The 11852-nt window shown below is 44.2% G+C and carries 11 protein-coding genes; 1 reads left to right on the top strand and 10 read right to left on the bottom strand.

All coding sequences use genetic code 11. The annotated features are described in order from the left end of the window. Positions 1–2: 2 nt before the first annotated feature. The 9 genes from dxs to accB form a co-directional block, all read right to left on the bottom strand. Positions 3–1898, bottom strand: coding sequence for a 1-deoxy-D-xylulose-5-phosphate synthase (gene dxs, locus J7E32_RS10210; RefSeq protein WP_214906975.1), 1896 nt, complete (start codon positions 1896–1898; stop codon positions 3–5). Between the two features lie 501 nt (positions 1899–2399). Continuing rightward, positions 2400–3293: a polyprenyl synthetase family protein gene (locus J7E32_RS10215; protein ID WP_214906977.1), complete on the bottom strand. Its 894-nt coding sequence runs from the start codon at positions 3291–3293 to the stop codon at positions 2400–2402. A gap of 2 nt (positions 3294–3295) precedes the next feature. Continuing rightward, positions 3296–3529: an exodeoxyribonuclease VII small subunit gene (locus tag J7E32_RS10220; RefSeq protein WP_214907119.1), complete on the bottom strand. Its 234-nt coding sequence runs from the start codon at positions 3527–3529 to the stop codon at positions 3296–3298. Then, positions 3519–4877, bottom strand: coding sequence for an exodeoxyribonuclease VII large subunit (gene xseA, locus J7E32_RS10225; protein WP_214906979.1), 1359 nt, complete (start codon positions 4875–4877; stop codon positions 3519–3521). The genes J7E32_RS10220 and xseA overlap by 11 nt, the downstream gene beginning before the upstream one ends. A 136-nt stretch (positions 4878–5013) precedes the next feature. Next, a complete protein-coding gene (gene folD / locus J7E32_RS10230; protein WP_214906981.1) occupies positions 5014–5886 on the bottom strand; it encodes a bifunctional methylenetetrahydrofolate dehydrogenase/methenyltetrahydrofolate cyclohydrolase FolD in 873 nt (290 codons plus the stop codon). Positions 5887–5940: 54 nt separating this feature from the next. Then, entirely contained in the window at positions 5941–6333 is a 393-nt protein-coding gene (gene nusB / locus J7E32_RS10235) for a transcription antitermination factor NusB (protein WP_214906983.1), read from the bottom strand. 944 nt (positions 6334–7277) lie between these two features. Beyond that, positions 7278–7688, bottom strand: coding sequence for an Asp23/Gls24 family envelope stress response protein (locus J7E32_RS10240; RefSeq protein WP_023627378.1), 411 nt, complete (start codon positions 7686–7688; stop codon positions 7278–7280). A 14-nt stretch (positions 7689–7702) separates the two neighbouring features. Beyond that, positions 7703–9058: an acetyl-CoA carboxylase biotin carboxylase subunit gene (gene accC / locus J7E32_RS10245; protein ID WP_214906985.1), complete on the bottom strand. Its 1356-nt coding sequence runs from the start codon at positions 9056–9058 to the stop codon at positions 7703–7705. Positions 9059–9070: 12 nt separating this feature from the next. Continuing rightward, positions 9071–9577: an acetyl-CoA carboxylase biotin carboxyl carrier protein gene (gene accB, locus J7E32_RS10250; protein WP_214906987.1), complete on the bottom strand. Its 507-nt coding sequence runs from the start codon at positions 9575–9577 to the stop codon at positions 9071–9073. A gap of 1090 nt (positions 9578–10667) precedes the next feature. On the opposite strand from accB, the gene J7E32_RS23315 reads away from it, so the two are divergent. Continuing rightward, positions 10668–11267, top strand: a complete 600-nt coding sequence (locus tag J7E32_RS23315) for a methyl-accepting chemotaxis protein (RefSeq protein WP_483297604.1) — start codon at positions 10668–10670, stop codon at positions 11265–11267. 38 nt (positions 11268–11305) lie between these two features. Here the strand turns inward: J7E32_RS23315 and J7E32_RS10260 are convergent, their stop codons facing one another. Further along, positions 11306–11851, bottom strand: coding sequence for a SpoIIIAH-like family protein (locus J7E32_RS10260; protein WP_214906991.1), 546 nt, complete (start codon positions 11849–11851; stop codon positions 11306–11308). Position 11852 lies beyond the last annotated feature (1 nt).

Raw genomic sequence — 11852 nt, forward strand, 5'->3', positions numbered from 1 at the left:
TGCTACGCCCTTTTTTGTTTCTGTCTCGCAAGCTTCTGCATTCGCAAGACGACATCTTCTGTTGTCATTCCAATTTCCTTAAGAAGTTTATCAACACTGCCATGCTCAATGAATTGATCCGGGATACCCATCCTGTCGATTTCTACATGCTGATAACCAAGGTCATGTGATGTTTCGAGCACGAAGCTGCCGAATCCACCTTGAAGGACAGCTTCCTCAATGGTAAGGATCGGAATGTTATCTTTCAGGATGCCCGAGAGCATCTCTTCATCCAGAGGCTTGATAAAACGGGTATTGACTACTTTTACTGAAATCCCCTGCTTAGCAAGAATCTCCGCTGCCTCCATAGCCATTGGAATCGTTGTTCCGAATGTCAGGATGGCTGCATCTTCACCTTCACGAAGCACTTCCCAGGTTCCGATCGGGATTTCTTTTAACTCTTCATCCATCGGTACACCCAACCCATTGCCTCGTGGATAACGCATCGCAATCGGGCCTTCGTCATACTTTAAAGCGGTGTACACCATGTGTTGTCCTTCATTTTCATCTTTCGGCATCATCAATACCATATTAGGCAAGTGCCTTAAAAAGGCGATATCAAATACACCCTGATGCGTTTCTCCATCTGCGCCAACGAGTCCCGCACGGTCAATGCCAATAAAGACATTCAAGTTCTGGCGGCAAATATCATGGACCACCTGATCATAAGCCCGCTGCAAGAAGGTTGAATAGATCGCCAGGAATGGTTTCATATTTTGCGTTGCCAGGCCCGCTGCAAACGTAGCCGCATGCTGCTCAGCAATCCCGACGTCAATCATCCTGTCAGGGAATTCGCTGGCAAAGCCCTCAAGCTTAGAACCAACAGGCATAGCTGGCGTCACAGCCACGATCCTTTCATCGGTCCTCGCGATTTTCCTTACTGTTTCACTAACCAGCTTGCTCCAGGCTGGCGGCGGTGCCGATTCAGGCTTCACAAAATCACCGGTCTCCATTTTATAAGGTCCGGTTCCATGCCAGGTGCCAATTTTATCGTTTTCCGCAGGGTTATATCCCTTACCCTTTTTCGTAATGACATGCAATAACACGGGACCTTCCTGCTTTTTTGCATATGCAAGGTTTTCAAACAGGTCGTCGTAATCATGACCATCTACTGGTCCGAGATAGGTGAATCCTAATTCCTCGAAAAAGATTCCTGAGACAAACAGATATTTTAAGCTGTCCTTTATCCTTTCGGCAGTCGCTGCGAGCTGACCGCCAATAGCAGGCACCTTTTTTAACAAGTATTCAAGTTCATCTTTTACCCAATGGTACTTCCCAGCAGTCCGTAGGCGGCCAAGTACACTATGCAAAGCTCCAACATTAGGTGCAATCGACATTTCGTTATCATTCAAAATGACAATCAGCTTCTTCTTTTCATGCCCGATGTGATTCAAGGCCTCTAAAGCCATTCCACCGGTAAGGGCACCATCACCGATAATCGGAACGATGTGGGAATTTTCCCTCTTTAAGTCTCGGGCAATCGCCATCCCCATAGCAGCTGATAGAGAAGTTGAACTATGGCCTGTTTCCCAGACATCATGCTCACTTTCAATCATCTTTGGAAAACCGCACAGTCCTTTATGCTGCCTTAATGTATCAAATTGACACGCTCTTCCGGTGAGGATTTTATGTACGTATGATTGGTGGCCAACATCCCAAAGAAATTTATCCTTCGGGCTGTCAAAACACTTATGAAGGGCAATCGTTAATTCGACAACACCGAGGTTAGGTCCTATGTGTCCGCCTGTAACTGATAGTTTTTCAATTAAAAACTGCCGAATCTCCCCGCTTAACTCTTCCAATTCCTTGTTCGAAAGATTTTTCAAGAAGGAAGGGTCTTTTATTGATAAAAGATCCATTTCGGACCACTCACTTTCATTTCTGACTTATTATTCCGGGTTGTTTAATCATATTCTGAAAAAGTTGTTAGTAATAACATATATTAAGTAAAGAAAGGTTTTCAAGCACTAGCTGTAAATATGGCGTCTATTTTCAGATTTATGTATAAGAAAAGCGCAAGCGCCTTGTTCAGCCCGACAAGCGCTGCCCGCCAAAGAACGCCACGTCCTGTGGCTGGCGGGTCTATCACATCGTGTGCCTCGGAGGGCCGAACAGTGAAGTCGTTCTTTGACTTTATCGGGCGGACCGAAATAGAAATGTATANNTGCTTCTGCCGGCGGAGTTGAAGTTTCGGAGTTTCTAGGAGGCGACACTAGACAAGCGACTCGAGGGGCTAGGCGCTGGAGCTGGACAATTCTCGAAGTGAAAACTATACGTTCCTATCTTATAAAAAAAACTGTCAACACTACCGTGCTAACAGCCAATTATAGCACACTATTGTACTATTCTCAATGACTGCTCTAATGGTTGCGCAGTCCAATCAAATCGGTGATCTGGTCAAGAATCCCTACCTCAAGTCCGCTTTTGGCAAGTGAATCTTTCGCGCTTCGCAAATGGTAATCAAGCGCTTCTTTAGCTCCTGCTAATCCAAGCAAAGCAGGATACGTACTTTTTTCGTTAGCTGTATCGCTGCCCACCGGCTTGCCGATCATTTCTTCAGTACCCTCAAGGTCAAGGATATCATCACGTATCTGAAATGCAAGGCCAATATGATAGGCAAACTTGGACAGTACTTTCTTTTGCTCCGCAGTTGCCCCGGCAATTTCTGCGCCGGCAATGATACTGTACTCGAGCAATTTCCCAGTTTTATTAATATGGATGTATTCAAGCTGATCGAGAGTCAGCTCTTTATTTTCCCCTTCCATATCCGCAACCTGACCGCCCACCATACCCGGAGCACCAGCGGCAGCTGATAATCCCTTGATCAAGGCAAGCTTAACCGTTGCAGTTGCGGCAGTCTCAGGGATATCCGCCAGCATGTTGAAACTCAAGGTTAGTAAAGCGTCCCCTGCAAGGATGGCAGTCGCTTCACCGAATACTTTATGGTTCGTCGGCTTCCCTCTTCTCAAATCATCATCATCCATACTCGGCAAATCATCGTGAATAAGTGAATAGGTATGGACCATTTCAATTGCCGCGGCAGCATCAAGTCCATCCTGCGGGTCTTTTCCGAATGCCTCCAATACAGCGAAAACGAGTAGCGGACGGATTCTTTTCCCGCCTGCCTGCAATGAATAAAGCATTGCCTTGGCAAGATTCTCCGGTGTCTCCAGGGTATCAACAGCCTCTTTTAGCCGTTCCTCTACGAGTGTCTTATATTTTTGTGAAAAAGAATCAAGTGATACAGGATGCAATACTATTCCTCCTCATTTATGGAGAAACCTTCAGTCCGTCCATCTTCAGTAATGATCTGGGCCAGTTGTTCTTCCACATTCTTTAGCTTATCATGGCAAAGCTTGGATAATTCCATTCCGTCTTTATAAAAAGAGATCGCTTCTTCCAAAGGCACGTCGCCTTCTTCAAGTTTTTCAACTATAGTTTCCAGTTGCTCCATCGCCTGTTCAAAACTTAGTTTTTTTTCATCTGCCATCATTTTCACTCTCCTTGATATCTGTCACGACACATTGAATGCTTCCATCAGAAAGCTTTACCTTTATTTTCCGTTCTGGTTTTACCTGGGTGACCGTTTTGATTAGTTCCCCATCTTCTGTGTATGCAAGGCTATAGCCACGGTCCATGATCTTTAACGGGCTTAAGGCTTCAAGCGTAGATACGATTCCATTGAACTCTTTTCGCTTTTCAGATAAGACGGCCGTCATGGCCCTGTTTAAAGCCCTCGCAGTCCTTATATGCCTTTCAGCAGACACTTTCCTCAGTTCTTCTGGGTGACTTCGTTCCAGTCTCCGTTTCAACTGAAGAAGCGCATCATTTTTTGAAGAATACAGTTTTCCAGCTCCTCGGGTCAGCGATTCCGTCAGCTTGTCCACTTGTTCAAGTTTTTGTTCATAAAGCTTCCTAGGATAACGGAAGGCATATGACCTGATCAGCCGCTGATACCGCTCCTGCTGGAAGAATACTTTTTCCCGCATCGCCCTCATCAGCCTTGTTTCCCTGTTCATAACCCTCTCAATGAGCTCCTGGATATGAGGGACGGCCAGCTCTGCAGCTCCAGTTGGCGTCGGCGCTCTCATGTCTGCGACAAAGTCAGCGATCGTGAAGTCTGTTTCATGGCCGACTGCTGAAATAATAGGAATTTTCGAGGCGAAAATTGCCCTGGCAACTGATTCCTCATTAAAATTCCATAGCTCCTCAATCGATCCGCCCCCGCGGCCGATGATCAGAACATCAATATCTGTTCTTGCATTCGCCTTCTCGATTGCCTTCACAATCGATGGACCTCCCTGGTCTCCCTGAACAAGGGCTGGGAAAATCATTACTTTCGTAACAGGATATCTTCTTTTAATCGTTGTTAATATATCGCGGATTGCTGCCCCAGTTGGAGATGTAACAATGCCGACTGCTTTTGGATATTTCGGAATAGGCTGCTTATATTTTGGAGAAAAAAGCCCTTCTTGCTCAAGCTTCTTCTTCAGCTGCTCATAAGCAACAAATAAATCGCCCACACCATCGGTTTTCATTTCTTTTATGTATACCTGGTACTGGCCACTGCCTTCGTACACAGAGATATCTCCCCTGACCAGAACCTTCATGCCATTCTCAGGCTTGAACTTCATGGACCTGGCAGCACCCGCGAACATAACAGCAAGTATTCGTGCTTTCTCATCCTTGAGGGTAAAATACATATGCCCGCTCGAATGCCTTTTGAAGTTGGAAATTTCCCCTTTGATATAAACGCCCTGAAGATGCGGATCGGCATCAAATTTTCGTTTTATGTATTTGGTTAACGCGTTGACGGTTAGATAACGCTGATTATCCATTGGTAAACTCCTTTTGTGGTGCTTTGATCTCAAAAAAACTGCCCATACCCATTATAAATTTAGAATCCCGATTCGTCACTTAACATAAGTGGATTTTCAGTTTCTAACTTATAACAGATATGGACAGAATCACGCCTTATAGATTTGAGTTTTGAAGTCTGTTCATATGGTTCTTTGCAGACTTTAATGTATTGTACATCAACATGGCGATGGTCATAGGGCCGACTCCGCCAGGCACAGGAGTGATATACCCGGCTTTTTCTTTGACTTCATCATAAGCTACATCACCGCAAAGCTTGCCATGCTGATTGCGGTTCATGCCAACATCGATGACCACAGCGCCCGGCTTGATATGGTCAGCTGTAATCAAGTCCACTTTCCCGACTGCTGCAATGACTACATCTGCCTGTTTCGTATGTTCTTTTAAATCTTTTGTCCTCGAATGGCAATATGTAACGGTTGCATTTTCATTTAAGAAGAGTTGCCCTGCAGGCTTGCCGACAATATTGCTCCTGCCTACGACAACCACATGCTTCCCGGAAAGATCCATCTCTATTTCATTCATCATGACCATTACACCATATGGCGTGCATGGTAAAAAAGCATCCTGGCCAGTCATCATCCTGCCGATATTGATTGGATGGAAGCCATCAACATCTTTTTCAGGAGAAATAGCTTCAATCAGGTTCTTTTCACTGATATGATCCGGAAGCGGAAGCTGCACTAAAATCCCGTGAATATCTTCATCCTTATTGAGTTCGTCTATCTTGGCCAGTAGCTCTTGCTCAGTAATGGAGACGGGATACTCAATCAGGACATTATGCATACCAAGTTCCCTTGCCGTTTTTTGCTTGCTGTTGACATACGTTCTCGATGCCTGGTTATCACCGACAAGAATCACAGCCAGGCCTGGAGTTACTCCCTGTTTTTTCAACTCCTGGACCTGGTCGGCGATTTCAAGTTTCTTCTTTTTAGCAATTTCTTTTCCATCAATAATAATAGCAGCCATACTTTCTCCCCCTATGTGTTCAGGGAAGGTCCAACCTGCCTGCTTCCAATGGTTTTAGGATATGCTCTGCTTTACTTTAGACAGAACACCATTAATAAATCGGCTTGATTGGTCATCCCCATATAATTTAGCAATTTCGATCGCTTCATCAAGAACGACATTCATCGGTACCTCTTCGTTGCAATACTTCAACTCGTATACGGCCAGACGAAGGAGATTACGGTCAACCGCTGCAAGTCGGTCGAGGGACCACTTTTCCAGGTAGACCTTGATCTCCTCGTCAATTTCCTGCTGGTGCTCCACTGTGCCGTTTACAAGCTTGTTCAAATAATCATCCCCGGCTTCTTCTTCAAGCACATGTTCAATCGCGTCTGAAATTTCCACCTTGCTTATATCAATCTGGAATAAGGCTTGTAATGCCTTTTCTCGTGCTGTTCTTCTTTTCATTTAATTCCTTAGCTCCTTTACGGCTTGTCTGATTCTAACAAAATAATAGCATATCATATCTCTTTACGCATGATTTCCTATTATTTTTCACTTTTTAGAAAAAAGTTAATCAAAACAAAAGAAAATATCTCCTATAAGCTAAGGGATTTCGGTGTGAGATAAGGTCCCGGGAGTAGTTTTGACAGCTTTTGCAGGTGAGCACGGTTTTTTTGTCCGAACCTGGGTCTGCTGCGGAAAGCTTTCCCTCTACAGCATGAGATTTTGTCCGAACCTGGGTCTACTTTGGACAACTTTCCCTCTACAGCATGAGATTTTGTCCGAACTTGGGGCTGCTTCGGACAACTTTTCCTCTACACCCCGAGATTTTGTCCGAACCTGGGCCTACTTCGGACAGCTTTTCCTCTACAGCATGAGATTTTGTCCGAACATGGGCCTACTTCGGACAGCTTTCACTCTACAGCACGAAATCCTGTCCGAACTTGGGCCTACTTCGGACAGCTTTTCCTCTACAGCACGAGATTTTGTCCGAACCTGGACCTACTTCGGACAGCTTTTCCTCTACAGCATGAGATTTTGTCCGAACATGGGCCTACTTCGGACAACTTTTCCTCTACACCCCGAGATTTTGTCCGAACCTGGGCCTACTTCGGACAGCTTTTCCTCTACAGCATGAGATTTTGTCCGAACTTGAGCCTACTTCGGACAGCTTTCACTCTACAGCACGAAATCCTGTCCGAACTTGGGCCTACTTCAGACAGCTTTTCCTCTACAGCATGAGATTTTGTCCGAACATGGGCCTACTTCAGACAGCTTTCCCTCTACAGCATGAGATTTTATCCGAACTTTAGCTAACTGTCGATTACTTAATCCTAAACTTTGAAGGAAAATTTCCTCAACCAACAAAAAAACCAAAGGCATGCATAATTATGCCTTTGGTTCGGTGGTTAAACTTCTTGTTCTACTTCAGGTTCTACTTTTTGGTTTTCGAACTGGACGCCGACTACATGGATATTTACTTCAGTTGCATCGAGTGCAGTCATGTTCAATAATGCCTGGCGGATATTATCCTGGATTTTTTGGGCAACCACAGGAATGGAAACGCCAAACTTCATGACACAATAAACGTCAACCTTGATTCCTTCTTCGGCAAGCTCGACTTTTACACCTTTGCCGTGATTTTTCTTGCCTAGTCTTTCAACCACTCCAGCCGCGAAGCTGCCGCGCATTTGCGTGACACCTTCTACTTCGGATGCAGCGATGCTTGCAATGACTTCGATTACTTCAGGTGCAATTTCCACTTTCCCTAAGCCGTTCTCATCATGGCTCATTTCAAGTAAATGTTGCTGTTCACTCATGGCTAGACCTCCTATTATTCTTCTGTCATAAGATCATGCATTTCTAAAAATTTAGTATTGAACTGCCCTTCCACGAACTTCTCATGATTCAGCAGCTTGAGATGGAACGGGATGGTTGTGTGGATGCCTTCAACCACAAACTCACCAAGCGCTCTCTTCATGCGATCAATCGCTTCTTCCCGGCTGCTTCCATAAGTAATGACCTTCGCAATCATTGAATCATAGTAAGGCGGGATTGTATAACCAGGATATGCCGCTGAGTCTATTCTAACACCAAATCCGCCTGGAGGGAGATACATTTTGATTTTACCTGCTGATGGCATAAAGTTTTTCGCAGGATTTTCTGCGTTGATACGGCATTCAATCGCCCATCCATTGAACTGTACGTCTTCCTGCTTAAGGTTCAGCCTTTCACCAGAGGCAATCTTGATCTGTTCCTTGATTAAGTCGACGCCTGTTACCATTTCAGTTACAGGATGTTCAACCTGTATCCGCGTATTCATTTCCATGAAATAAAATTTTCGATTGCGATAATCATAAATAAATTCTACCGTGCCTGCTCCTGTATAATCAACTGCTTTTGCCGCTTTGACTGCAGCAGCGCCCATTTCAGCCCTGACTTCTCCGTCAAGCGCGGGTGATGGTGTTTCCTCAAGAAGCTTTTGAAGGCGTCTCTGGATCGAACAATCACGCTCGCCGAGATGAATAGTGTGGCCATAGCTGTCTGCAAGCACTTGGATTTCAACATGGCGGAAGTCTTCGATATATTTTTCAATATAAACACCCGGGTTCCCGAACGCTGTCATCGCTTCCTGCTGGGTGATATTGATTCCTTTGATCATCTCCTGTTCCGTCCTGGCAACGCGGATCCCTTTACCTCCGCCTCCAGCAGTCGCTTTGATGATGACAGGATAACCGATTTCGTTAGCAAGGCTGACAGCATCTTCTGTGCTCTCTATGATCCCCTGTGATCCCGGAACGATTGGAACATTTGCATGCTTCATTGTTTCCCTTGCAACATCTTTAGTTCCCATCTTTTGAATTGCTTCAGGGGATGGTCCGACGAAAATGATGTTGCACTCTCTGCAAAGCTCAGCGAAATCTGCATTTTCAGCAAGGAAACCATATCCAGGGTGGATGGCGTCACAACCAGTCAATTTCGCTACGCTGATAATATTAGTGAAATTCAAGTAGCTATCTTTTGAAGCTTTCGGACCAATACAATATGCTTCATCAGCAAGCTGTACATGGAGTGATTCTTTGTCAGCTTCAGAGTATACAGCTACAGATTCGACTCCCAATTCCCTGCAGGCACGGATGACCCGGACTGCGATTTCTCCTCTATTGGCTATCAGTAATTTTTTTATCATCAATATCGCTCCTTATTCGGGCTTGACCAGGAATAAAGCTTGGCCGTATTCAACCAGCTGGCCGTCTTTAACAAGAACTTCAACAATTTCCCCATTCACTTCTGCTTCGATTTCGTTAAAGAGCTTCATGGCTTCTACTATGCATACAATTGAATCTTTGCTGACCTTTGAACCTGCTTTTACATACGCATCTGCTTCAGGTGAAGAAGATTGATAGAAAGTCCCAACCATTGGTGAAACGATCTTATGTAAATTGGAAGTATCCTGGACTTCTTCCTGCTTCACTTCCTGCACTGCTGCCGCTTCGACCTTAGGCTCAGTGCGTGGCGCTTCCTGAACTGCCGGTACTGGCTGTGGCGCAGGTGCTGGCGCAGCTGGCTGAACGTGCTCAACTACAGATTTGACCTCTCCATGCTTCTTCATCTTGATTTTTGATCCTTCATATTCATATGAAAATTCGTCAATGCTTGATTGGTCCACTAATTTGATTAACTCTCTGATTTCCTGTACTTTTAACATCTTTAGGCACCCCTTGTCCATTTCATAATTAAGACTAGATACTAACACTATACGATAATACCATGTAAAAATTCAATATGTAACGCTGTTTCTTGTCTTCCTTCTCTATTTTAATATTTTCTGAAAAAAAAGTGAATTCATACGACAGGAATCGTGAAATTTCTAGCGAATATAACATTAGTTTGATATTTAGAGGAGAATACAATCGATGAAAAGTATTGAAGAAATTAAGAGAGATGATTTGGAAAGAAAAAATTCATTAATCGTCAAAGCCACTTTGGTGTCTGTCATTTTGGCAACAGTTGTTGATATTGCAATGCAGAAGGAACTTGCAGTGATTCTTTCAATCATTGTTGGAGGTGGAGCCGGAGTCGGAGTTGTCGCAATGCTTCACTATACAAAAAAGCTGACGAATTTCATCCCTTATCTTTCCGTTGTCATAGTTTCCGCTGTACTGTTTTTAATTATGGAAACTAGCGTTTCACCTACAGCCTATACCCTTCTTTATTTTATTCTTGCAGCGGCAGCGATCTATATGGACAGGAAATTACTGATACTGGCTTCCGGCCTTGGGTTTGTAATTATTACGGCATTCACATTGATGCATAACCACGAGCTGCCTTTGGAAGCGAAAAATTATGTAACCATTTATCTATTGTATATGCTGGTCACGATCATGCTTGGCTTCCAGTTTTCCATCTCCAAAAAACTCGCTCAAACGATTGAGTCAGCACAAAAGGAAACAGAGAGTCTATTGATGAAAGATTTAGAGACACGCAAAGTAATCGAAAGCAATACGAGGAGCATTGCAAAGCTGATTGATGATGTTAGATTCAAGAGTAAGGAAAATTATCAATCTTCCATTGAAATGACCCAGTCGGTGACAGAGATTTCTGCAGGGATCAATATCCAATCGGATTCAGTTGTGGACATTACCCAATCCCTTGAAAAAACTAATCAGGTCATCTCCAGGACATCTCAACTTGTCAAAAAGCTGCATCAGGACTCAATGGCGGCTGAGAAAGTCTCCGATAAAGGCGATGAGCTAATGTCCAGCCTTATTTCAGAATTGACAGCTTCCTATGAAAATATGCAAAATGTCAATACACACATCTTGTCTCTTTCCTCCCTGATCAAGGAAACAACCAGCTTTGCATCGGATATTCAGGGGATTGCTTCCCAAACTAATTTGCTCGCACTGAACGCATCGATTGAGGCCGCCCGTGCAGGAGACAGCGGCAAAGGATTTGCTGTCGTTGCCGAAGAAGTAAGGAAACTCGCTGACATCACAAGTAATACAGCAACCCAAATTACCGAAAACTTAAAAAGCGTCATGAGTGATACTTCTAAAACAAAAGAAGGAGTCAACCTGACAGCTGAAAAACTAACCCAAAACCTCGAATTAGCAGCAGAGACAATGGAAGCATTTGAAACAATACACCAAACTTTCAAAGTCTTGAAAAGTGATATCTCTGAGCAGGAGGGACTGACAAATACCATTTTGGATTCCTCGATGACAATTGAAAGTTCCATTACCGGCTTCAGCTCCGTCATCCAGCAGGCAAGCGCTGCGCTGGAGGAAATCTCAGCAGCAGCTATTTCGCAGAGTGAACATCACGAACATTTATTTAAATCCGTTGAAGCAGCACATCAATCACTTGATAACTTAATTAAGTTGCAGCAAAAATAAAGGGAAGGCCACCGCCTTCCCTTTTACTTATTGTTCTATTATTTTACAGGCTCAAATTGTACAGCGACAGGCTGTAATGACCCAAGCTCTGTGCGCACCATCTGAATGATTTCATTGGCTGCAGATGCTGAATGCTCCTGAGCCTTCACTGTGATTCTCACATTCTCTCCGTCTGCACGGACAAGGGCATCTTCATAGCCCATTGATTTGATTAAAGTTTCAAGTACGCCTTCCTTTTGTGCTACTTCATCAAGCTCGTTCATCTTTTCAATAGCATCGCTGCGGTCTTGAGCCGGCAGATCAGTGGAAGCCACGATAGCCTGAAGATCTTCCTTCATTTTAGTACGCTGTTCTTCAAGCTTCATGCGAAGTGCCTCAAACTTTTCATCGCTAGCAACGCCAGAGATAACTGTTTTGCCATCCTTGGATTCAGTTGCTGCCGTTTCTGTTCCTTCTGCCTTCTGTTCTTCAACACCGGCCAAATCTGCTTTTTGCTGTTCAGGTGCAGTAATATAATACACAGACAGCACCACTACAAGACTTAACATTGTCAATAACCAAACTGTTTGCTTTTTCAATAACATC

The organism is Bacillus sp. ISL-55 (genome assembly GCF_018613155.1).
GTDB lineage: Bacteria > Bacillota > Bacilli > Bacillales > Cytobacillaceae > Mesobacillus.